Source organism: Fructilactobacillus carniphilus (genome assembly GCF_024029675.1).
Classification (GTDB): Bacteria; Bacillota; Bacilli; order Lactobacillales; family Lactobacillaceae; genus Fructilactobacillus; species Fructilactobacillus carniphilus.
The window spans coordinates 1,055,488-1,078,528 of record NZ_CP097121.1; the positions used below are offsets into that span (position 1 = coordinate 1,055,488).

The 23,041-nt window shown below is 33.8% G+C and carries 21 protein-coding genes; 5 read left to right on the forward strand and 16 right to left on the reverse strand.

All coding sequences use genetic code 11. The features are described 5' to 3' along the window. Positions 1 to 94: 94 nt before the first annotated feature. Both pyrE and pyrF read right to left on the reverse strand, forming a co-directional pair. A complete protein-coding gene (gene pyrE / locus M3M37_RS05390; protein ID WP_252794730.1) occupies positions 95 to 724 on the reverse strand; it encodes an orotate phosphoribosyltransferase in 630 nt (209 codons plus the stop codon). A gap of 15 nt (positions 725 to 739) precedes the next feature. Beyond that, positions 740 to 1,468, reverse strand: a complete 729-nt coding sequence (gene pyrF, locus M3M37_RS05395) for an orotidine-5'-phosphate decarboxylase (RefSeq protein ID WP_252794732.1) — start codon at positions 1,466 to 1,468, stop codon at positions 740 to 742. A gap of 264 nt (positions 1,469 to 1,732) precedes the next feature. Here pyrF and M3M37_RS05400 point away from each other — a divergent pair, with 264 nt between their 5' ends. Then, the gene (locus M3M37_RS05400; RefSeq protein ID WP_252794733.1) at positions 1,733 to 2,677 is read left to right on the forward strand and encodes an MFS transporter; all 945 of its coding nucleotides are present in this window, start codon (positions 1,733 to 1,735) and stop codon (positions 2,675 to 2,677) included. Positions 2,678 to 2,999: 322 nt separating this feature from the next. On the opposite strand, the gene M3M37_RS05405 is transcribed toward M3M37_RS05400, so the two are convergent. Beyond that, positions 3,000 to 3,551, reverse strand: coding sequence for a hypothetical protein (locus M3M37_RS05405; RefSeq protein WP_252794735.1), 552 nt, complete (start codon positions 3,549 to 3,551; stop codon positions 3,000 to 3,002). 1,321 nt (positions 3,552 to 4,872) lie between these two features. On the opposite strand from M3M37_RS05405, the gene M3M37_RS05410 reads away from it, so the two are divergent. From M3M37_RS05410 to M3M37_RS05425, 4 genes are all read left to right on the forward strand, one after another. Further along, positions 4,873 to 5,433 carry a hypothetical protein gene (locus M3M37_RS05410; protein WP_252794736.1) on the forward strand — a complete coding sequence of 187 codons (561 nt, stop codon included), beginning with the start codon at positions 4,873 to 4,875 and terminating at the stop codon, positions 5,431 to 5,433. 470 nt (positions 5,434 to 5,903) lie between these two features. Continuing rightward, positions 5,904 to 6,464, forward strand: a complete 561-nt coding sequence (locus M3M37_RS05415) for a hypothetical protein (RefSeq protein WP_252794737.1) — start codon at positions 5,904 to 5,906, stop codon at positions 6,462 to 6,464. Next, on the forward strand, positions 6,465 to 7,778 hold the full coding sequence (locus M3M37_RS05420; RefSeq protein ID WP_252794739.1) for a lipase family protein: 1,314 nt from the start codon (positions 6,465 to 6,467) through the stop codon (positions 7,776 to 7,778). Between the two features lie 21 nt (positions 7,779 to 7,799). Continuing rightward, a complete protein-coding gene (locus M3M37_RS05425; protein WP_252794740.1) occupies positions 7,800 to 8,117 on the forward strand; it encodes a hypothetical protein in 318 nt (105 codons plus the stop codon). A gap of 363 nt (positions 8,118 to 8,480) precedes the next feature. On the opposite strand, the gene M3M37_RS05430 is transcribed toward M3M37_RS05425, so the two are convergent. From M3M37_RS05430 to M3M37_RS05490, 13 genes are all read right to left on the reverse strand, one after another. Beyond that, on the reverse strand, positions 8,481 to 8,774 hold the full coding sequence (locus tag M3M37_RS05430) for a WXG100 family type VII secretion target (RefSeq protein ID WP_252794742.1): 294 nt from the start codon (positions 8,772 to 8,774) through the stop codon (positions 8,481 to 8,483). Between the two features lie 117 nt (positions 8,775 to 8,891). Next, a complete protein-coding gene (locus tag M3M37_RS05435; protein WP_252794744.1) occupies positions 8,892 to 9,194 on the reverse strand; it encodes a hypothetical protein in 303 nt (100 codons plus the stop codon). After that, positions 9,194 to 13,735 (reverse strand): type VII secretion protein EssC, encoded by a 4,542-nt coding sequence (gene essC, locus M3M37_RS05440; RefSeq protein ID WP_252794745.1) that lies wholly within the window; start codon positions 13,733 to 13,735, stop codon positions 9,194 to 9,196. Before essC ends, M3M37_RS05435 begins: the two co-directional genes overlap by 1 nt. 26 nt (positions 13,736 to 13,761) lie before the next feature. Beyond that, a complete protein-coding gene (locus M3M37_RS05445; RefSeq protein WP_252794747.1) occupies positions 13,762 to 14,940 on the reverse strand; it encodes a type VII secretion protein EssB/YukC in 1,179 nt (392 codons plus the stop codon). After that, complete coding sequence (locus tag M3M37_RS05450; RefSeq protein ID WP_252794748.1) at positions 14,927 to 15,190, reverse strand: EsaB/YukD family protein; 264 nt, start codon at positions 15,188 to 15,190, stop codon at positions 14,927 to 14,929. Before M3M37_RS05450 ends, M3M37_RS05445 begins: the two co-directional genes overlap by 14 nt. 173 nt (positions 15,191 to 15,363) lie before the next feature. After that, positions 15,364 to 15,663 (reverse strand): DUF4176 domain-containing protein, encoded by a 300-nt coding sequence (locus M3M37_RS05455; RefSeq protein ID WP_252794750.1) that lies wholly within the window; start codon positions 15,661 to 15,663, stop codon positions 15,364 to 15,366. Positions 15,664 to 16,170: 507 nt separating this feature from the next. Beyond that, the gene (locus M3M37_RS05460; RefSeq protein WP_252794752.1) at positions 16,171 to 16,557 is read right to left on the reverse strand and encodes a hypothetical protein; all 387 of its coding nucleotides are present in this window, start codon (positions 16,555 to 16,557) and stop codon (positions 16,171 to 16,173) included. Positions 16,558 to 16,589: 32 nt separating this feature from the next. After that, a complete protein-coding gene (locus tag M3M37_RS05465; RefSeq protein WP_252794754.1) occupies positions 16,590 to 17,468 on the reverse strand; it encodes a hypothetical protein in 879 nt (292 codons plus the stop codon). 9 nt (positions 17,469 to 17,477) lie between these two features. Further along, positions 17,478 to 19,115, reverse strand: a complete 1,638-nt coding sequence (locus M3M37_RS05470; RefSeq protein WP_252794756.1) for a hypothetical protein — start codon at positions 19,113 to 19,115, stop codon at positions 17,478 to 17,480. Next, positions 19,106 to 19,414 (reverse strand): hypothetical protein, encoded by a 309-nt coding sequence (locus M3M37_RS05475; protein WP_252794758.1) that lies wholly within the window; start codon positions 19,412 to 19,414, stop codon positions 19,106 to 19,108. The genes M3M37_RS05470 and M3M37_RS05475 overlap by 10 nt, the downstream gene beginning before the upstream one ends. Then, positions 19,414 to 19,674, reverse strand: coding sequence for a hypothetical protein (locus M3M37_RS05480; protein WP_252794759.1), 261 nt, complete (start codon positions 19,672 to 19,674; stop codon positions 19,414 to 19,416). Before M3M37_RS05480 ends, M3M37_RS05475 begins: the two co-directional genes overlap by 1 nt. A 20-nt stretch (positions 19,675 to 19,694) precedes the next feature. Continuing rightward, positions 19,695 to 20,072: a DUF4176 domain-containing protein gene (locus tag M3M37_RS05485; protein WP_252794761.1), complete on the reverse strand. Its 378-nt coding sequence runs from the start codon at positions 20,070 to 20,072 to the stop codon at positions 19,695 to 19,697. Between the two features lie 25 nt (positions 20,073 to 20,097). Continuing rightward, the gene (locus M3M37_RS05490) at positions 20,098 to 22,947 is read right to left on the reverse strand and encodes a YhgE/Pip family protein (RefSeq protein ID WP_252794763.1); all 2,850 of its coding nucleotides are present in this window, start codon (positions 22,945 to 22,947) and stop codon (positions 20,098 to 20,100) included. Positions 22,948 to 23,041 lie beyond the last annotated feature (94 nt).

Here is a 23,041-nt window from a genome sequence, read left to right on the forward strand (position 1 = left end):
AATTTGATTACCATTATTATTCTAGCATAAAAAAAGACTCGTCTTTATTACGAGTCTTTTACATTTTAACATAGGCTCAGCAAGATTATTAGCCTCATTTCCAATTCCACGGATCCTGGTGCCATTGATTAAATTTGCTGTACTGATTTTGAGTAATCGCATTGGTATCTAACAACTGCTGAATCAATTGAACGTAGGTCAACAGAGGTGTAAACGGAATTTGAACATCCTTGAAGTTTTGGTTCGCATCCGGAAAACCGTATGAGAAAATGGAAACAACGCCGGCAACTTGGTATCCCTCGCGTTGTACCGCTTGAGCGGCTTTAATGACGCTACCTCCCGTCGAAATCAGGTCATCAATCAAAACGACTTGGTCCTGCTGGCTAATTTTTCCTTCAATCTGCTTTCCTGTTCCGTGATCCTTGGGTTTGGAGCGAACGTAAACCATAGGGAGATTCAACCGGTCAGCAACCAACGCTGCGTGGGGAATCCCTGCGGTGGCCACCCCGCCAATGACGGTTGCGTCTGGATATTGAGCCTTAATTAATTGCGCCAAAACATCCGCAATGTTACTTCGGAGCTCAGGATAAGAAACCGTTAACCGCAAGTCCGTATAAATGGGAGAGTGAATCCCACTCGCAAACTGAAAGGTATGATCCGAATGCAATTGCACAATGTCATGTGCTACCAATTGGTCTAAAATCTTTGTTTCTAGTTTTTGCATTATTAAAGTCTCCTGTTATTCAGTCCACGCAACATGGTAGCGATCATAGGCCGCCACCGGATTGGAACTCTGGTTAATCGGTCGTCCTACCACAATTGCAGACGCACCATCCTGACGGGCCGTTTGGGGCGTCGCCACTCGTTGTTGATCACCAGTAGCATCACTCGCCAATCGAATCCCGGGTACTACGTATTCAAACTCAGTCCCAACCTGTTGCACCAAAGCCGGTAACTCTAAAGCTGAGGTAATTACACCATCACAACCAGATTGTCGCGCCAAGCGAGCTAATGACACCACTTGTTCCGTCATATCGAGGCGGCAATTTTGTTCTTCACGCAAAATCTCCGGAGAAATTGAGGTTAATTCCGTAACCCCCAGTAAGTGAGGAACAGCAACGTTTCCCCGCTCCGCTCCGGCCGTTAACCCTCGTTTGGCCGCCTGTAACATGGTAGCCCCGCCCAGCGTGTGTACGGTCACGTAGTTTACCCCTAATTCGCCAAGCTGGATTAACGCCCGTTCGACTGTATTCGGGATGTCAAACAACTTCAGATCGAGAAAAATCGCACACCCCAGTTTTTGAATCTCAGTCACTATCGTTGGTCCGTAGCGATAAAATAGTTCCATTCCAATTTTAACCGTCAGTTGCTCTGGATGCGGAAACTGGTTTAAAAAGGTCTGTACTTCGTCCTTGGTTTGAAAATCCAAAGCAACCATTAATGGATGAATTGTCTGCGAATTCGTCATTAGTACCTCCCACGGTTAGAGTCCAAAAAAGTCAAAAAGAACCTTCCCTATGATAGAGAAGGCCCGCTAATGGTTAATTAATTTACTTGTCCTTTAATCTGGCTTCTCTGAACCATTTAATTAGTTTCCCGCATTATAATATAAAACCGTCCGTTGTACAAACTGATTCTTTATATCACACTAGATAAAAAACAAATAATTGGGATCCGTGAATCTCGCTTTGGAGGGTTATCGATGACAAAAACCGATTAACCGCACGTTCCCATGTCGACCAATCAAAAACTAGTGCTTTTCGCCGCTAGTTCTGGATTTGGTCTCGAAAATATGGACGTGCTTTTTCTTTCGTTTACGTTAAGTTCCATCATCGCCACCATGCACATTTCGCCCGGGGCCGCTGGCATGATTGGAACCATCACTAACTGGGGAATGCTACTCGGGGGCATCATCTTCGGGATGCTGGGTGATCGCTTGATCCGGGTCAAAGTCTTCACCAACACCATCTTTGTTTTTGCCCTGGCTACTGCCCTCATGAGCATTGCCAAAAACATCTATTGGATTTATCTGTTTCGGTTGTTAGCCGGAATCGGAGCTGGGGGTGAATACGGGATCGGCATTACGTTAATTGCTGAAGCCTTTCCCAATCGAAATCTAGGTAAACTATCTTCCATTGCCACTATTGGTGCCCAAATTGGTGCAGTTGCTGCTGCAATCTTAGCTACTCTCGTAATCCCGCATTTTGGTTGGCATGCTCTGTATCTCTTTGGCTTACTTTCCATCGTCCTCATCTTTTTAGTTCGACGTCACTTAAAGGAATCGTCAACCTTTTTAGCGAATAAACGAAACCAGACCATGTCCCCATTCACGGCCATTCGGCGTTACATGTTTACCGACGGAAAAACAAACTGGACCACGATTGGACTCCTCCTGATTATCGGAGCAGTCGTTGGCTTCTTTTCCAATGGGATGTACGGTGGTTACGGCGCCGTGGTCAGTCAACTTTATCCCATAACCGTTCGCTCCAGTGCCAATAACATGATTGTTGGCGTTGGTCGAGCCCTCGGAGGAATGTCTTCCTTGGTCATCGGTCTTTTAATGGAACACTTCAACTTGATTGTTGTGATGATGTTCTTATCGGTGCTCTATCTGATTAGTTTCGTTACAATGCTATCTCTTCCTAATCTCAACCGCAAAAACTACGATTATCGTTAGAATATCAATTGAATCCTTTGCGAAATTATCAGAAACTCCACGTTCTTTATCATATTCTGCTTTTAGTGATAATAATAATGTTTAATGTACTGATTTATCCAATGGATTTATGCGAAAGTTTTTCAATCTTTCTTTATTAATGGATATAAACCAAATGATACTGCTACTTATGAAATGTCTAGTGATGTCCCCAATCCTGTGATAGCTTACTTAGAAAGTTGAATGTTAAAAAAGGGATTTTAAGCAGATAGAAATCAAATATAACTATGAAGATGATTAAAGACGAGCATCAATTTATAAACGACTATCTAAATCCGTAATTTCATTTCTTAAAATGATTGGGATGCAACTTTAGTAATTCTTGTTTAATTTGTGGTCCGGTAATGTTGGAGGTAAAGCCCTTTTTCTTTAAATGGTCAATATCATTTACCGTTAATTTGTAGTAATACGAATTGTGTCCATATTCAGCTGACTCTGGAACTTTAATAATGGGTTTATTTGTTTCCTCTTTATAAAAACCGGTATTATTTAACTCCAACTGTAGATGATTATCATAGAAAACAGATTCATCTTTCTTTTTATTTTTATTGAAATAAACCGTATAGTCCAGAGTAAGTTGACCATCAACTGGATTTCTCCATAGCTTATGGTCAGGAACGACTTTATCGACTCCGATGTAATTCCACTGGTAAAATTCATTCAATTCCTTGCTTGATTTTTTGATTATTTTTGCTTGTTCTTGCTGAACATGATACCTGTAAATCATATAACTAGAACCGCCCAAAAGTAATATTGACAGGATAATTGCTAACAAAGTGAGTCCGACTTTATTGTTGTCACTTAATTGATTAAATTTACTAAATAACTTTTTCACAACTTATCTCCTGCTTTTAATCCCTTTAATTTCATGTAGAATTTCCCATACCACTGCTGCTGAGATTTCTTTTCTAACTTTCGATAATCTTCGGAATATTTATGCAAATAATATCCAAATAGTAACGGAACTGACATTATATAGAGTATCAGAAATAAGATTAATAAATTAATTACTATAACAAATAAATAAATATAAATTAAATTTAAAGTAATTTTAAAATTAAAATGAAAAAACAGTTCGTTAATCAACGAAGAACAAGCTATCAAGAAATAGACAAATGGAGTCACAAGCAAAATAAATTTAAAGGTTTTTTTAAAAAAAGAATTAATCCGTTGTTTAATTACAAAGAGCGAGAATAACAACATAAAAATGATGATGATAATCATCATTAATTAGTTTTTTTCAATTGCCATTGGAGCTAAAAACGTATCTATTCCTATCACTAACCATAATGGACCAACCACTAGGCATGATAATGCAACCATTGTATCTTTTAAATACGTTGGCGATCCTATATAAGAAAGTAGTGAAAAAGTTAAGATTAATAACCCTATTTCAAATGGAACATAATTATGACTTATAGAAGCAATTATTAAATTCGGTAGTAAAATAAAAAGTAAATTCCAAATAAAAATACCTATAATTCTTTTGACTGCTATTGAATCGGTTTGAATTGCTGCTGAATGAATTTTTTCTGTATTATTTTGTTTATTGGTTCTTAAAAAATATCATGTAATAAATTTTGGCTTTCTCTAAAAGTTGCTGAAAAGATACTTTTGGTCATAATTAGCTCCTAAACTACAAGTAAAAAGTTAATAAGCACAATCACCCTCACTTATAATCATTATAGTTATATTTAATTTTTATCCATTTGAAATAACTTTTGTCTTTTTTGACATTCAATTTTCCATTAATATAGTAAGTCCATTCAACATCTCCCATGAATGAATCAAAATATTTATCAAACTCAACCGAATTTATACCCGCATAGTTATTGACCAAATCTTTCACAATTTCTGTCTCATATTTTTTTAAAGCTTGCCGTTTTTATGCTTTTTCAATGGCAACTTTTCTTTCATGTTCTTGCACTTACTTAATTCCACCAACTCCTAAAATTATGAGTAAAAATACTATTATTAAATATAGATGGTTGAAAATTTACTTTTCTGCTTTTTCATATTGGAACCCCCGTTTAATCAAATGATGATTATAATAAAAAATGCCTATACTGCTGTCAGTATAAGCATTTTCTGTAACATGTTACACTATTTTATAAAAATATAATTATAATAAGATGATTAAAGCAAGGAGACGAACTGTGAAAAAGACATTTAGTAAATTTGATCAATTAAGTGACAATCATAAGGTCGGTGTAATTATATTAGTAATTATAATAACAGTATTACTTTTAGGTGGTTCTATTTATACAATCCACAAACATCATGTTCAGCAAGAACAAGCAAAAATAATCAAAAAATCAACCCAAGAATTGAATGAATTTTACCAGTGGAATTACATCGGAGTCGATAAAGTCGTTCCTGACCATAAACTATGGAGAAATCCAATGAGTGATCAACTGACCTTAAACTATACAGTTTATTTCAATAAAAATAAAAAGAAAGATGTATCTGTCTACTATGATAATCATCTGCAGCTGGAATTGAATAATATCGGTTTTTATAAAGAAGAAACAAATAAACCCATTATTAAAGTTCCAGAATCAGCTGAATATGGACACAATTCGTATTACTATAAATTAACGGTAAATGATATTGACCATTTAAAGAAAAAGGGCTTTACTTCTAACATTACCGGCCCACAAATTAAACAAGAATTACTAAAGTTGCATCCCAATCATTTTAAGCAAGAGAATAAGTAGAGCACATCTTTTAGCACTAAAATCACTAAAGTTATCTTCATCATTATATTTAATTTTTATCTGTTTGAAATCACTTTTGCCTTCTTTCACATTTAACTTTCTTAATATACTGGCATATGGCTCCTTTTCATCAAAAAACATTAAATACGTAGAAATATCGTTTGGTTTATATCCATTAATATAGTATAACAATTCACCACCTACCGTGGGTATAACTGCGTACTTATCAAATTAAATCGTCTTGATGCCCGCATATTTATTAACTAAATTTTCTACAATTTCTGTTTAGAATTTCTTCAAAACCTTTCGCTTTTCTGATTTTTCATGCTGGACCTTACTTTAGTTAAATGATAATTATAATAAAAATGCCTATACTGAAGTATAGGCATTTTCTAAACTATGTTACACTATTAGTTAAATATAAAGTTATAATTTAAATAATTTTATACTAAAAAGTAAGGAGACTAAATATGAAAAAAATATTTAATAAATTTAATAACTTAAGTGATGATAATAAAGTTGGATTCATTTTGTTAGCAATCGTCTTAATAATAATATTTTTAGGAGGAACCAGCTATATGATCTACAGATATCATGTTCAGCAAGAACAAGCAAAAATAATCAAAAAATCAAGCAAAGAATTGAATGAATTTTACCAGTGGAATTACATCGGAGTCGATAAAGTCGTTCCTGACCATAAGCTATGGAGAAATCCAGTTGATGGTCAACTTACTCTGGACTATACGGTTTATTTCAATAAAAACAAAAAACAGGATCTATCTGTCTACTACGATGATCATCAGCAATTAGAATTGGATAATATGGGCTTTGCTAAAGACGAAAAAGACAAGCCCATCATTAAAGTTCCGGAATCAGCGGAATATAAAAATTCCGCCATCAAATATTTACTGTTTCCCAAAGATATTGATATTTTAAAGAAAAAGGGCTTTACTTCTAACATTACCGGCCCACAAATTAAACAAGAATTACTAAAGTTGCATCCCGATCATTTTAAGAAAGGAAACGAGTAAATGAAAGCTTTAAGCGATAAAACTTTATGGAATTTTTCTAAAGACGTTTATGGTGATAGTTATAAAAAATTAAAAAAATATATGCCATATAATCGAAATGCTATAGTTATTGGCACAACAGCACATACAAATTTTGAAGCCCACGGATTACAAGCTAGTTTGATCAAAGTAGATGGTCAATATGTAGTTGCTTGTCGAGGGACAGCAGGCCAACTATCCGATTTTGTTCAAGATGGCGAGTTAGCTAATCCAGAAGCTTATAAACAATCCTCTCAATTTACAGATTTGAGAGGATTCGTAAATAAAATGCAAAAGAAATATGGATTTAATCCTAAGAACCTTGTTTTTACTGGCCATTCTCTAGGTGGTGCATTGGCTAGTTATGGAGCAGTCACATATAATGCTAGAGCAACCACATTTTCCGCCCCTAAATCTTACAATGAATTATCGCCTAAATTGAGAAAACGCGCTACGTCGGGATATTTTGAAAAAAGAATTGTAAATTATAAAAATAATGATGACATTGTTTCAGATGTTCCAGGAGTAGTGCCAAATTTTTCTAAACAACACTTTTTAAAGAACGAAAATCAAAAGATTACCCCCAAAAATATATTGAAATATTCATTTTTTAATTCACTTGGAATTAGTGGTCATTTTACAGACTCTTTTAGCAACAAATCTTTTGACAAGCATGGAAAAGCAATCGTTTTAGGTTCTTTTCATGGTAATATTTCACATGACTTATTTGTTATAAAAAGACGTGCGGCTACATCTATTGAAGTAATATCTAATTTTATAGGTGTAATCGGCAGCGGTTACTTAGCAAGTAAAAGCGTTATTCAAAATAGTATTAGTGTAGAAAAAACAGTTCCTAATAGAATTGTCGAATCAGTAAAATTCGGAGCTAAATTTTCTATGTCTGCTGGTCTGGGAATAATATCTGCTGATAGAATCTTAGTCAATACCGGAGTTGCTCTTAGTAGTATTGGTGTTTTAGAGCAAGCTAGTAATAAATTAGATGATATTGAACATTCTAACAATAAAATTGTTCCTAAAATGAATAAAAGTTTTAATCGGGTTAAAAATGAATTTATAGATATGTTTGACATTGATGTTTCAGACATCGTTGAAAAAACCATCAATAGAAATCGTTTAAGACCACAACAAGTGGTCAGTGAAAGTTCTATTAATGAGGTGAATAAGTTAATAGTCAAACAAAAACGTGATATTGATGAACTTGAATCAGGAATTAAAAAGACAACTTCAGACCAGATCAGTATCGATACCACATGGGCTGGTAGATTCAATTTTTAGTGGACGTAAAGGAGCATTATAATGAACTTAATTAATTCTTTAGACAGCGCTTTTGATACCATTGAAAATGGTGAAAAACATCTTCATGAACTGAAAAGAAAAATTGCCAAAGCAGTTATTGAAAATGGGTTACCAGTAACGATGCGCATAAACTATAGTGTAATAAAAAAAGAAGCCCAAATTTCTATTAATGCTGCTGCATCAGAAAAAAATAGTTTCGTTTTGGCAGCAAAGTCAGAATTACAAAGTGGATTAGACGGTAAGGCAGGTAAAGCCGCCATTAGAAAATGTGAATCATTAAGTCATGGTAACTTTACACAAGGAGCCGATAGTATTTAATGCTTTTTTACTATCATGGGAAAAAAGCAAAAATTAATCTTATTATCAATAATAAACACAAAAACAGAGCTGATTAAAATCAGCTCTGTTTTTATCTTAATTATTTAATAATTCAAAATCGCTTTATCACCATCGTAATCAGTATTTTAGGCGTGTAATTTATTAATTACTTTAAGAAAGCGTGCACGTATTTCTTATTTAACTGATTAAATCGACCAGTTTACAAACATTCACTCCCTAGTTATCAAAAGCTTGAACCAAAATTTCATGTAGCTTTTTTTATGCTAACATCCATCCCTACAATCTTTTAATAATAAAAATTGCTTATACTATTTTAGTATAAGCAATTCCTCATTCTTTAAATTAATCTAATTGAAAACTGCTGGCATCTGCAGCATCACGTTCAGCAACCGTTTGTGCGTATTGATTAAGTTGTTGATTGATGCTTTGGAGCAGTTCTTCAAATTGTTGAACTTTTCCATATAATTGTTGGTATTGTTCCAAGTATGCTTGGAATGCTTGACCTTGCCATTCTTCTGCAATAGTACTGTTCATATTATTAACAGTTTGAATTTGTTCTTCAATACCATCCTTAGCATGTAAATAAACTTGTGCTTGTTGTTGGAGCTCTTCTGGTGTAACGGAAATTTTAGCCATAATATAATCTCGCTTTCTTAAATATATAAAATAAATAATCCTAAATTATCTAATAAATATTAAAAAATTTAGCTTATTATTATTATATTACTAATCCATTGTTTTGCAACAAATAATCTAGTTTTTATTTTTATTTATTTCTTTTTTGAGATAATATTGTTCTTCATAAACATATTTCAAAGCTCTTTTAATTTCATAGTTGCGATCATCTAATATTTCCATAGCCTCATTGTATCCTTTTTTAAATTCATTTGAGGCCATTAGATCATTTTTTTGCGCTAAATTTATAAGCCGCTCACTTAGCTCCATTTGATATTTTTTAACGTCTCTAAGTTGAGATTCTCCGTCATCAATTACTTTATTAATATATTTTAAGCGACCCTCTTTTTCTTCTAAGGATAATTCTGTTTTATCTTCCATTAGAATTCGTCACTTTCATAATCATTAATTTGGATCATTTTAATCTTTTCAATTTTTCTCCGATGATAAAGATACGATTCATCATCCTTCAAATCAGGTTCTCTAAGACTCTCCGTGGCTTCAATAATTTGTTGATCATTTTGTCTCATTAAAAGTAATCCATCTTTATTATTCTCTTTGATTAGTTGCGAGGCCGTATCGTACTTAATCAACCAACGATGATAGAAGCCGATAATTAAACGTTTACCATTTTTATACCCATGCTTAATCCATTCATTTAGAGTTTTACTATCAATCTGCTTCAAAAACACATCCGCATTCATAATGTAAATAATGGCCGGATTAGACTCTGTGATTTCAGCGATTTTTGCCTTCGCTTCGCCAAACTGTTCACTTCCAAAGTATTCAATCCCATCATTTTGCATCGATTCAATCATATCCTCAGAGTCAATTACGATTAGTGGCAGTGGCTTTTCAAAAATATCATTCCCTGCTTGAATTCGTTTAAGCATATTAACTTGTTGTGTATCATCTTCATAGGCAATTGAGAAAAATCTACTATCATTAAAGTCAATTCCAACCGGTTTTGCATCCTTAAATCGGTATCCCAGTGGAAGTACATGATGTTTATTAGCTAATCTTGCAACATCGCGGTCCCTAATAAAGTCAAACTCATCAATATCACTTGGTACCATGGGGATTTTAGCAGGTCTTTTCCCTGTCCAAGCATTATCTAGCTGGTCAATTGTTTTCTTTAATTCAATAACCCGGCTGGCATCATCTTGGCCTGAAACCGGTAAATAGAATTGAATTTCGGTTGGCTCATCTAAGAGGATTTCACCTCTACCGTTTATATCACCTGTATCAATTCTAGCTTTACCATATAAAGTAATTAAATCATCATTATCAAGTAAATATAAGGACATTTGAGTCTCAATATTACTACGCATCGAGGAACGTACCGCTGTAACACGGCTTGCGGCTAAAATTAAATACATCCCTAACGAGGCACCTTCACGTAAAATGTCACTTAACAATAAATCAACTGATTCTCGATACTTACTGTCAACTAGGGCATCATATCCGTCTAACACAACTACTTGAACTGAAAATACCTCGCCTGTTGTTTCTTCATATTGTTTATAAGAAGAGACGCCCGCTTTTAGTAGTCGCAATTTTCGTTCTTTAATTTCGCTATGCAACCGTTTAATCATTTTATGCAGTTTTTCAGGCATATCTAAGCTGACAATGTCGCTAGTATTAGGCAGTCCACTCAAAGCAAATAATCCATGTGCGCCAAAATCAAATAAACTAAATTGAACTTGTTCTGGATTGTTTTCTCTAGCTAAATTTAAAATAATGGTTTGTAACAGGGTTGATTTACCGTATCCAGGACTTCCATAAATAGCGGTGTGACTCCGTTTTTCTAAATCAAAATCAAATTGCTGTTGAGTTTGTTGCTTAGGTAAATCAAGAACTCCTAATGGAATCGTTAAGTTTCTAGGCTCTTTCCAATCTTGTTTGTAATCAATTAGTGGAGTGACCATTTTATCTTTCAAAGGAGGCAACCATGGTCTTGCTGGAATAACCGGTTTTACCTCTTTAGTTGCTTTAACTACTTCATCAATTACTGCATCTAATTGCGTTGGAATATTTTCTTCATCTTTAGCAAACAATTCCGTCTTTAATACTTCTTCATTTTCATCATCAAAAGCTAATACGTACTGACCCAATTCATTGATTGTCCAAACTCGATTATCTGTCTTTCTAACTCTTTTGACCTTATTTGGCTCATAGGTTGCCCCTGACCAAGCACTTTGAAATAATTCATATAGTTCGTTATTTCCGACCTGTAAGTAAGCTCGTCCCGGTTGAGTTATTCTTGCCGCATCCGGGGTTTTCAGAACTTCCTTTGAATCCGCTTCATCTTGCATCTTTAAGGCGATATGAAACCGAGAATTTGACCAAATTTGGTCGTTAACTACCCCAGCTGGTTTTTGGGTTGCTAAAATCAGATGTACCCCTAAAGAACGTCCAATTCTGGCGGTTGAAACTAATTCAGTCATAAAGTCCGGCTGATTATCCTTTAATTCAGCAAATTCATCAGAAATCAAAAATAAATGGGGTAATGGTTCAGTCGGATATTCGGTACTGTCCTTAGATACTCCCTTTTTCTTTCCTTCCTGATACTTTTGGGTGTACCCATTAATACTATTAACGCGAAACTTATCAAATAAGCGCTGTCGCTTTTGTAATTCAGCTTTAATACTTGCCAACGCTCTCGTAGTGGCAGCTCCATCTAAGTTGGTGATGGATCCCATTAAATGTGGTAAATTTCTAAATAAATTAGCCATTCCCCCACCCTTAAAGTCGATTGGCAAAAAACCAACGTCTTCAGGTGAAAAATTAACTGCCAAACTTAATAAATAACTTTGGAGCGTTTCTGATTTACCGGAACCAGTTGTTCCTGCTACTAATCCATGCGGGCCATCTGCTTTTTCATTTAGATCAAGCTTGATGATGTCGTCTTTCCCTTTTAACCCTAAGGGAACAGCAAGACTCTTGATTGGATTAGCTTTAGCCCACCGAGCTGCAATCCTCAACTGCTCGGTTCTCTTTACTCCGTATAAATCTAAAAATGAAACTTGGTCCGGAATGGAATTCTTCTTAACAGTTAAAATATTTAGGTTAGCGATATGCGTAATGTAATCTCTTACATCTACATCTGGGGGCAAAACCAATGGTCTAAATGATTGATCAACATATTCACCATTTTGATTGACAATCACAGCAGAATCTTCATTCTCAAACGTAATCATTGTATTGACCGTGGAAGGTAATGCATCAACTTTGTTTTTGACCCAAATAACGGTTACTCCGTATTTAGACATGTCACCGTCTAAAAATTCATTTAATTCAGATTCATTTAGCCACTCATCTTCCAAGATGACCATGACATAATGTACCGCAAATTGAAGCTTTTTATTTTTAGCTTCCCTAATTTTTTGTCTTCGCTTCTTTAGTAATTGATAAAAAGGATTTAAAATAGCTTGTCTAGTCGATTCATCAAAAACCAATCCACGCAAACCAATTCCAGTAATATTAAGGTGTTTCAGCCACCTAAACTCTAACCAATCGGCCTGGTTTTTTTCTGGTACTAATAAAAGAAATTGCACATCTTCATAAGATTGAAAGGTCGCCAGTTGCATAATCATGGTTGTAATCGTTGGGCGAACGGTTTTATACTCCCCAACCAAACCAACTGTCGTGTCCATTAAACTCAACCTAACTGGTGCATCTTTCAATTTTCTCATTGGATCCACAACCAAGTCTTTGGCTTGCTTATATAACGGATTCCCCTTTTGATTTTCATCACTTCGAAAATCAATCGTATAGGAGCTATCAATTACTCCAGTTCCAACTTGAAATTCCAAAAAATCATCATCGGTATTCTTCTTTTCAAAAATTCGATGATTATAATCCTTCACCATTTGGTACAAAATCCGCATATTGGGATATAAATAGTGCAATGCTTGTCTTTGTTGCTGGTTCAACTTATTAATTTTTTTACTAACATTGTATAAATAAGTTTCATAATCACTATTTTTCTCTAAATTATCACTTTTAAGCTTCCTTTTATCCTTCCGATAAATATAAAAAGTGGTAAATACAGTGATTAGAGACATTGAACCCATTCCCACCATCATATACACATTTAAACCAGTTACGAGGGTCATTAAAACCGTAGCAAATAGCATTCCCGTTGCTGGTAAGGCCGTTCTAATTAAATCTGTATGCATCTCATCGTCTTCTTTAGGACTTTTAACCGAGATTTTATCATTAGGTTGGGTTAATCTAACTCTAGGAGACCTTGCATATTCAGGGAAGTTTTTGGGAGTTTGGGGAACAAATTTTTCGTTAATAAAATAATTAGAATCCAAATAAATATCGGCAAAAATTTCGGTTATTTTCAATTGATATTGATTTCGCTCAATGTAGATTCCATTAATAAAAATAGTATCTCCAACGTTTAAATAACCCTTGGTATCGTTAGTAATGATCACATCGTTAATGTAAGTTTTACTAGCTAAGTTCATAACTCCAAAGTTATATTTATAGTTGTAGCTACCGATATCGTTTTTCTGCGGTTTTAAAATTAGTTCTTGATGGGCACCTTTAACTAGTCCACTTAATGGTGCATTTTGGTTATTGCTAATGGTTACTAATCTATCAGGTAAATTCGTGGTGATAATCTTCAAATCTTGATACGGCTTAATAATTAAACTTAGGTTTCCAGTTTTAATAACCCGATTTATTTCAATTTCGCGGTCGTCTAAATAAGCTAACCCATCTTCGACCTTCAGCTCCTGGTCATTGTTTAAGCGACACGTATTAGTATCGTTACTAAACTCAAAATATTCAAATTCTGCATCCCAAGCGAAAATAATATAGGTTATGTCATTTTTTGCAATGATACTATTATCAAAATTAGGTACATAAGGATAGTAGTTCCTAGTTTCCCTTTGCTTTTCGTTTATCATAATCTTACCTTTACTGTTAAGTATTCCTATTTATTATCGTTTTTATCCTTCTTAGGCGAAACTTTCTTTTGGTACGAGTTAACGGCATCTTGATATTCCTTCAATAATTTTTGTTTCTTTTCACCACTAATTGATCCGTTATCCTTAACCTCTAATAGTAATTGCTGATAAGCATGTAAAATTAGTTCATTATCATTCAATTTTTTCGCATAATTTAACTCATCGTTGTATTTTTTTCTTCCGTCACTAATCCAAAACATCACTAAATTATTGTCGGAATTAGGTGATAGTTGATCTAAGAACTTTGTTTTTTGACCATTGTTTAAATTGGATAAATGAACATAGCTTTGAGCTAACACATATTGTTCCTCAACTGACAATCGATCAGGATTTTGCTTTGCCATCACATTAACTGCATCTTGGTATCTGCCATCTAGGTAAGCATTCGTAGATTGGAGTTCCATTCTCTGTCCCTGCGTTTTATGTAGCGAAACTGCCCAACTAATACAGATAACAATTGAGATTAAAAGCAATAGCCCACTTCCCCAAACTAAAGTTCGATAAACCCATTTTGGCATTGTTTTAGTAATGCTATTTTGATGTTTAGATTCAATTGCAGTTAATTTTGTCATGTAATTTTGTAATTGTTCAAAACTATCAATTGCAATGATTTTCGCAGCAAATTTATTCTTAGCAATTAATTTGCTGTCATTAATAACGTCATCAAACTCAACTTTATTTACTACGATGCTAATTATCATCGCCTTAATTTGCTTTAATTTTTCAGCTTCAGTTATTTCCATTGGATCCATTAATTCATGAATTCCTCGATGAGCTACTTTTATATCCTGATTAGGGGTAACTACCATATTTCTTGGATTTAAAAACATAACAAACCTATAATGAGGTACATTCACAAGGTTAATTACCCTTAATGCTAATTTGAGCCGATTAAAATGGCTAGAATGACTAGCCATATTTCGTAGAGAAACCAAAGAACCCGGATTATTATAAACAATTTTATAAGATCCATCTTCCTGATGACTAATTTTGCCAGTTAAAAATAAATTATCATCACTTTCAAGATAATCATTGATAATGTCCATCGTACCTTCTTGGACTTGTTTAGCTTCTAAAAAAACCTCAATTTTATCATCAAGATAATTTATTTTTAAGTTCATTTCACCATTACTAATCTCTCTCATTATCATCTTCTCCTAAATGCGAAATTATGAAAATATCACCGTCTCCAATCGCATAATCTTTCAATGGTAGTACAAAGAATCCACTTTTATTAGCAACCTTTAGCTCATAAAAATCATTGTCTACGATTCCCTCTCTAAAAAGAATTGGGGCAATTAGTCGCTTTAATGATTTTAACGTTAACTTATTAGGAATCCGGAGATCTAAACTCTCTTTCCCATTCCTAATTTCTATATTTATATGATTATTCAATTAATCCACCTCACAATTAATTTTACACTAATTATAAAAAAAGAAGGTCATAAATCAGACCTCTTTTATAGATTATCTACACATTCCGTAAAATTACCTTTAGTGGGCTTGTTAAAGCGATTCTCGACGATTCCGCTTCCCAACTATGGTTCTGAAATTCACTAGAGCCTGTTTTATTCTTCATCGGGATAATTTTCTTGTTTCCATTTAGCATAAATATCTAAAAATCTAATTTCTTCTTCATCAGAAAACCCTTTAAAAATAACTTTATCAATGTCGCTTTGATTAAAAAAGATTGTAGTTTCTGGATCAATTCCTGAAGGATAGATAACTGCCATATAATCTGCAAATTTTTCTTCTCCAGTTTCAGAGTCACCATAAACAGCACCCCTTCCAACAATCATTAATTTTTGTAAACCCTCTTTTAAAATTACAATACTTCCGAGTGGTAATAATTTTGTGCTTTCAGTCATGTTAGAACCTCCTTATATGAGTCCTTTTATTGATTGTTTTCATTATTTTTTAACCCTTTTAGCTTCATGTAGAATTTCCCATACCACTGCTGATAAGTCTTATTCTCTAATTTGCGGTAGTCTTCGGAGTACTTATGGTAATAATACCCGACCAAAAGATAGGTAGAAACTGAATATACCTCCATAAAAATCATCAATAAAGTTAAGCAAAAAGCGAACAAGATAATAACAATTGGAGTATAATTTATCTTCACTAAATCAGGATTAATAGATTTAATTATAAAATAAATAAAGATGCAAAATGGAATAATTATAGATGATAATTTTATCGTTCTTTTAAAAGTTATATCTACATGATTTTCTTTAACACTGTATAACAAAATTTTTGTTAAATGAATTCGATGTATGATAAATATAATTAAGAATATTACTACAATTGGATATAGCAAAATAACTAAACGAAGTTGATTTGTTTTATAAGCAATTAAACAAAAAAAAGCATTAAAACTAATTGATTGCCAAACTCCTCCTAATAAAAGATAAATCAAATTTACTCCAAAAAACTTTTAAATAATTAGGGGCAATTAAGCTTACAATTCCAAATATTAAAAGAAGGAATAATCCACCTTTAAAAATAAAAAAAGGAAAAAAATTAGGAATTCCCTTTTCAATAGCTTCCTTCGTACAAAGATAAGATACTACCCAACAAGGAAGAATAAAAAAAAATAATACAAAAAATATAGTTGCTGCCGTTTCAGCTACTAATATTTTGGTGTGATTGTAGTTGAATCTTCTATGTGTATTAGCTTGATTGGCTTTATTGTTCTTGTAGAAATAATCATTTAATAAATTTTTGCTTTCGGCGAATGTCGCGGAAAAGATGCTCTTAGTCATAATTCACCTCCAAATTAACTGAAACTACCATTTTATTGCTTAGTTTCATCATCTTTTAACCCCTTTAATTTCATGTAGAATTTCCCATACCACTGCTGATAAGTCTTATTCTCTAATTTGCGGTAGTCTTCGGAGTATTTATGGTAATAATATCCAACCAGAAGGTAAGTAGAAACTTGGTATACTTCTAGGAAGATTCCAAATAAATTTAAGCAGAAAGAGAACAGGAGAGAACCAGTTATAAGAACCGTAAAAGTAAAATTGGTTTTAACTACATTGGGATTAATAATTTTAATTACAAAATAAATGGAAACAAGAGATGGTATAATTGCATATAACAAATTTATCGTTCTTTTGAAAGTTATATCTAACTGATTTTCTTTAACTTTATATAGTAATATTTTCGTTAAATGAATTCGATGAATGATGAACATAATTAAAATTATTAGTAAAACGAAATAAGTTAAAAGTAGTAAATAAAACTCATGGAACACATAGCCAATTAAACAAATAACGCCATTTGCTTCAATTAATAACCAAACTATTCCTATAAATGAATAATCAAATTTTCCCCAAAAAATTTTCCAATATTTCGGAACAATTAAACTTATAATTCCAAATATTAAAAGAAGAAGTAATCCACCTTTAAAAATAAAGAAGGGGGAAAAATTAGGGATTCCCTTTTCGAGAGCTAACCTTGTGCAAAGATAGGATGCACCCCAACCAGGAAGAATAAGTAAAAATAATGTAGCAAAAATACCACCTAGTATTTCAAAGGTAACAATTTTTTTCCGATTATATTTAAATCTTTTTTCGTTATTAGCTTGATCCGCTTTATCTTTTTTATAGAAAGAATCATTTAATAGGTTCTTGCTTTCCTCAAAGGTTGCTGAAAAAATGCTTTTGGTCATGATTAACTCCTAAAATATGGGCGAAAAACATGTAAATTTAAATTTAGATTTATTGTTAAAAAGCGTTTTCGCCTTGCCCACGCTTTTTATTTTATCGTAGTTTGAATAATCCACCTTTTTTACTTTATCGTAGTTTGAGTAAGTCGTTTTCTTTATTTTATCGTAGTCTGAATAAGCCGTTTTCTTTATTTTATCGTAGTCTGAATAAGCCGTTTTCTTTATTTTATCGTAGTCTGAATAAGCCGTTTTCTTTATTTTATCGTAGTCTGAATAAGCCGTTTTCTTTATTTTATCGTAGTCTGAATAAGCCGTTTTCTTTATTTTATCGTAGTCTGAATAAGCCGTTTTCTTTATTTTATCGTAGTCTGAATAAGCCGTTTTCTTTAGACCAGAATAGAAATGTGGATGAATGAAATTATTAATCGAATTTGATGCTCCAAATATTCCTCCGAAAACTGTACCTGCTAATACTCCAACACCAGTTCCAAAAATTGGGACTACAGATCCAATCGCTCCACCGACTGATGCACCAACAGCTGCTCCTTCAAGTGGTCCCACACTTTTAACGGTATCAAGTGCTCCACCGATAGATGCCTTCCCAATGCTTTTAGTTTTTTGGAATTCCCCTACTGCACTGGAAGCAAAAGTAATGACTAGTTCGGCCCAGGTCGCAGCACCTCCACCTTTTCCAATTATTCCTTTTACTTTAGGAATCATCTTTAAACCTTTAGCTGTAAATGACTTAAAAGGAGAAGTAAAATAATCTACACATTTAACGGCGGAACCAATTTTGTTAATACTGAGGACTTTTAAAAATGTTTTATCTCCTAATTTTCTGTATTTAACTAAGAGCCGCATTAATTTAATTTTGTGAGATGATGATATATAAGTATTAGCGAAGTTTGTCAATTCTTTACTATCAAGGACAGCTTTAATTATTCCTTTCGGATATAATTTCAGCAATTGTTGAAGTCTAATGAAATTGTCTTGATCAGTAAACTTCTGCCCGTCCTCCATAAGTTTTTCAAGTTCTTTTATTAAAGAAGAGCTCGTTTTGCCTCCAGAACTATTAATGCTAGATTGTACGTGCTTAGTCGCTTCAATCCCCGACTTAAATAAGCCGCTGACACGCTGATTATAGCTTCTCAAATCAGCTAATTCTTTTTCGATGGCATGTAATCCTTCATTTTGCCCGTCAATCTGCCATTGGATGTGCGAAGCATGACTACGATAAATCATGGATAACCCTACATCATCAGCTTTACTGCTCTTATGCTGATAATCGCGTTGCATCCTTTTTAAATTGCTAATTTGTTTTTTAATTTGGGATCTAGTACTTTCTAATTGATCTTCATCAATTCGCCCATAATGACTAACTCTTTGATTAGCTGCTTCATAAGTTGATAAATCCTTCTTCAATTTATCAGTTGCACTTTTTAATTTACGGACTTCACCTTTAATTTGACCGTTAAAAAGATTTTTCCCGCTTTCGTAGGCTTCTCCCGTCATCCCATCTTTTCCGACGCTAGCAATCAATTGATAGATTCCACTTTCAGCGGTTTGAATAAAGGCTGAAGTCAGACCAATGGTCACTTGTAAGCTAGAAATCATTTGTTGGGATTCGCCGCTATCATATTTCAGTCCCATTGTTCTTCCTCCACTTTATTTTCTAGTTGCCGTTTTTTATCGCAAAAGTAATCGTTTGAAGTTGCAGAAATTGTTCTTAATAGGCGACTTAACTCTAAATCTTGATTAGCCATGTAGGTAGATAATTTCTGCATCGCCAGATCTCCATTCGCCCCTAAAGCAGTTAGACTATCCATAATTTTTCTAGACTGGCTCCGAATTTCTTGATAGTAGGCATCTGTTTGATTTTCCTCACTAATTTGGGCTTTTTTTAAATTAGCTAGTTGTTCATTTAATTCTTTTAGTTTTCTTTTATCCATCACTTAAATCCTTGAGCCAAACTAGCGTCATCACCATGTTTTTTGGTATCGACCTTGGTAAACGTCATCGCCTTATCCTGCAGTAATTTTTCCATCGAATTAGTTGCTTTAGCTAATTTTCGAACACTATTATTGCCAGCAAGTAACCCAGCAATATTGCTATAACTGGCATTAGATTTATTAACGTTGATGGGATTAAAATGTTGTAACCCACTAACCGCTTCTTGTACGATGCCACTATCAGAACTAATTTTTACCATCTTTATTCTCCTAAAAAATATTATTCTTCATTTATTTCATCGTAGTCAGCAATCTCGCTTGCCTCATTCCTTAGCATTTGGAGATTAATTCCTTTTTCAACCTGGTATTCCTTTTGATGACTTGCTTTCCAGTCTTTAATTAACTGAGCATATCTTTCACTATTATCATCTTCATAGCCTCGAAAAATCACTTTATCGATGTCGTTCTGATTAAAATAGTACATATTATCAGGATCAAATCCCTGCGGGAAAACCCCGCCTAGATAATCCCAATACGTCGGTAATTCGTTATTATCGTTGGCAATCAATTGACCATTGGCCACAATCACCATTTTTACATTACCTTCGTTCAAATAAACAATTGACCCGACTGGCAGCATTTTTAATTTTTCGTTCATTTTCAATTCACCTATTAATTAATTTTTAGTCTTTTTCTAACATTTTCCGTTCACGATATTTTTGCAACCCAAAACTAATTGCAAACAAAATGGCTGGGTAAGCGACTAATGCAAGCATGTCTCCAGTTAAAGCAGGAGTATACAATAAGCTGTTAATTACATCATTAAGGGCTTTAACTCCATATGTTAATGGTAATAAGAATGCTAGCTTATTAAAGATTCCCAGCGCGTTGGCTGGAATAACGTTATTTGATATTACAATTTGAACTGCTAATAGCACCACCATCAGGATTAACCCAACTAATCCCATAATCTTATTCATCGCTAAACTAATGTAGTTAAAACTAAGTGCTGCAACTGTAGAAATCAAAAGTAACAATACGATGTTACTTGGCTCTACTTGGAAATAAACTGAAATAAAATCAACTGTAATGGCTTGAATTATCGCAATTGCAGTAACCGCTTTATATCCAAAACTAATGCTCCGATGTCTTCTAGAGTAAATTTTTGCCATATAAGTTAGCAACGCCCCAACATACAAGACTACTGCAATAATTGTTGGCGCAAATAACTTATTAAGGGTAGCCCCATATCCCTTACCAGAAACCGTATTATTAACCGGATTTATCATGCTATTCACGTTTTTCTGCTTTGCATTAATTGGGATAACTTTTTCCGCATTTCGATTTAATAATCCATGTAACTGTCGGTTGTTATTAATTAAATTGCCTAAAGCATCGTGAATTTTATTGTCATTATCAGAAGCTTTTTGTGAGACGCCCTTAACCGAATCCGCAGCATTAGCTAATTGATCATTATTGTTTTTTTCATTAGCTGCAACTTTATCGATCATATTTTGATTCATGTTACTTAAATCAAAACCTTTATAACTATCTAAGTTGGAACTTAACTGGCCTAAGCCAGCTTGTAAATCATTGGCAAGCGCTGCGTTGCCTTGATCCGCACTATTATTAACCCCTCTAATTGCCTGGGCTTTATTAGCTTTAATTTGGCCACCATTCTCGGCTACGGCTTGTCCTTCATTGATTACTCCATCTGAATCAGTTTTAGACCCATTAAGTCCTTTATCCACTCCAGAATAATCGCTATTAACTTTGTTTACTAAGGTTTGTAACCCGGCGACATTATTATTAATCCCTTCCGAGTTATTTGCTAATGAATTACTGGTCTTAGTGGATTGATCAGTGGCATCAGACAATCCCTTAATACTTTGGAGCGTTTTAACAACATGTGGTAAAGCTTCAGTCAAGGTTTTAGCGTCATCTTTATTTTCTGGACTTAACAATTCATTTTTATCCAGATCTTGAATTGCAGGGACCAATTTATTAATGGTTGCAACTTCGTCACTTAAATTTCCAATACTTGATTGAATCGTAGTTGCATCAGTTGTTATTTTGTCCAGATCGGCTGCTTCACTTGAGCTAAGTTCTGCATTACTAGTTAAACTTTTGGTAGCCGGACTAATGTATTTATCATTCAAGTTACTTTTTACATCTGGAGCAATTGAGTCATCTTTATCAAGATCAGTAAGATTAGCTAAGGCGCTCTTATCATTGTTATTTATTTGTTGGTTAGTGTCCCCAACCGCCTTGGCCTTATCAATAATTTCTTGCGCATTATTCTTCAATGCTTCATTATTCTTTTGATCATCTTTGAGCTTAGCTAAATTAGTAATATCAATGTTTTTTAAAATTAGTGCTTGATCAATCAAATTACCAGCTGATTTAACAAATGCTTGGGTTTTAGCCACGGTTGCTTGATCACTTTGACTATTATTATTTAATTCAGCAGTTTGTTGGTTTAGTGAACCTAACTGCTGGTTCAAATCCCCGAACTTATTGGTATAATCATTAACTGCTTTACTTGCATCAGCCGAATTAGTTGATAAACTTTGCAGACCACCACCTACTGAACTTGAACCAGTCTGGAGGCTTGCTAACGAAGTATTAATTTTTTTATTATTAATGGTTAACGTATCAATTCCGGTTGCTAAAGTATTTAACTGATTGTCAAAATTACCAGATAAATCATTTAACTGGGACGACATGGCCTGCTGATTAGCACCCACTTTAGAATTAAATGATTGGGATGTTCCTTGGATTTGATTGCTAAAATTCTGGGCATTTGCGTTTAACTGGTTAGACAACATTTGTGAATTACTATTAATTTGTCCGTCAATTGCCTTTGATCCATCTTGAAAATTAAGCATCTGTTGAGTTAAGGCATCCAGGTCCCGAGAAACAGAAACTTTACCTGATCTAACGGTTAGGACATTTCCATTAATCTGATTGCTTCCTTTCGAAGCAATTTTCATCTGATTACCCATTTCTTTAATATCGTTTAATAAAATCTTATCGTAAACCGCTTGAATATTTGCAGTTACAATTTGTTTTACATCATTAGCAATTTGTTGATTAACCTGAACCGACATAAAATTATTTCGTTTTGCCATTCTAATTTTAATGTTACTCAGTCGCGGTCTCGGTCCTAGAGCAGAAGCAGCATTAATGGATAAATCGGATGGCAAATAAACAGCCATATCAACATCGCCATCATTTAATTCTCGTTTAGATTCGTTTTCTGATACAAAATGCCAATGCACCTTACTCTTTTTGTCGTCACGTAGCTTGTTTACTAATTGACCTCCAACATCCCAAGTACGATTATTTTGTTGTGTAGGTCGATCTTCATTTACGACTGCTACTTTAATATTATTTACTTCGTATGAAGAACTTTTTGCTACTAACTGATATGCTTCATACGCAATCAACGCTGGGATTATACAAATTAATAAAAATAGGATGGTCTTCATCAACTTACTTCTATAATTTTTACTTTTTTTAGGTTTTTCCATTTTTATCTCCTGTTATGTAAGTTAAACATTATATTTATAATTTCTTAATAACTTAAGATTTATGTAGAATTATACTCTTTGATGTTTCTATGAC

What these genes read in the sequence shown, in the direction of transcription:
- M3M37_RS05465 (WP_252794754.1), bottom strand. Translation starts at nt 17,468, where the DNA reads ATGACCAAAAGCATTTTTTCAGCAACCTTTGAGGAAAGCAAGAACCTA.
- M3M37_RS05475 (WP_252794758.1), bottom strand. Translation starts at nt 19,414, where the DNA reads ATGGATAAAAGAAAACTAAAAGAATTAAATGAACAACTAGCTAATTTA.
- M3M37_RS05415 (WP_252794737.1), top strand. Translation starts at nt 5,904, where the DNA reads ATGAAAAAAATATTTAATAAATTTAATAACTTAAGTGATGATAATAAA.
- M3M37_RS05400 (WP_252794733.1), top strand. Translation starts at nt 1,733, where the DNA reads ATGTCGACCAATCAAAAACTAGTGCTTTTCGCCGCTAGTTCTGGATTT.
- M3M37_RS05420 (WP_252794739.1), top strand. Translation starts at nt 6,465, where the DNA reads ATGAAAGCTTTAAGCGATAAAACTTTATGGAATTTTTCTAAAGACGTT.
- M3M37_RS05470 (WP_252794756.1), bottom strand. Translation starts at nt 19,115, where the DNA reads ATGGGACTGAAATATGATAGCGGCGAATCCCAACAAATGATTTCTAGC.
- M3M37_RS05455 (WP_252794750.1), bottom strand. Translation starts at nt 15,663, where the DNA reads ATGACTGAAAGCACAAAATTATTACCACTCGGAAGTATTGTAATTTTA.
- M3M37_RS05430 (WP_252794742.1), bottom strand. Translation starts at nt 8,774, where the DNA reads ATGGCTAAAATTTCCGTTACACCAGAAGAGCTCCAACAACAAGCACAA.
- M3M37_RS05480 (WP_252794759.1), bottom strand. Translation starts at nt 19,674, where the DNA reads ATGGTAAAAATTAGTTCTGATAGTGGCATCGTACAAGAAGCGGTTAGT.
- essC (WP_252794745.1), bottom strand. Translation starts at nt 13,735, where the DNA reads ATGATAAACGAAAAGCAAAGGGAAACTAGGAACTACTATCCTTATGTA.
- M3M37_RS05435 (WP_252794744.1), bottom strand. Translation starts at nt 9,194, where the DNA reads ATGGAAGATAAAACAGAATTATCCTTAGAAGAAAAAGAGGGTCGCTTA.
- M3M37_RS05460 (WP_252794752.1), bottom strand. Translation starts at nt 16,557, where the DNA reads ATGACTAAGAGCATCTTTTCCGCGACATTCGCCGAAAGCAAAAATTTA.
- pyrF (WP_252794732.1), bottom strand. Translation starts at nt 1,468, where the DNA reads ATGACGAATTCGCAGACAATTCATCCATTAATGGTTGCTTTGGATTTT.
- M3M37_RS05485 (WP_252794761.1), bottom strand. Translation starts at nt 20,072, where the DNA reads ATGAACGAAAAATTAAAAATGCTGCCAGTCGGGTCAATTGTTTATTTG.
- M3M37_RS05445 (WP_252794747.1), bottom strand. Translation starts at nt 14,940, where the DNA reads ATGAGAGAGATTAGTAATGGTGAAATGAACTTAAAAATAAATTATCTT.
- M3M37_RS05425 (WP_252794740.1), top strand. Translation starts at nt 7,800, where the DNA reads ATGAACTTAATTAATTCTTTAGACAGCGCTTTTGATACCATTGAAAAT.
- M3M37_RS05490 (WP_252794763.1), bottom strand. Translation starts at nt 22,947, where the DNA reads ATGGAAAAACCTAAAAAAAGTAAAAATTATAGAAGTAAGTTGATGAAG.
- pyrE (WP_252794730.1), bottom strand. Translation starts at nt 724, where the DNA reads ATGCAAAAACTAGAAACAAAGATTTTAGACCAATTGGTAGCACATGAC.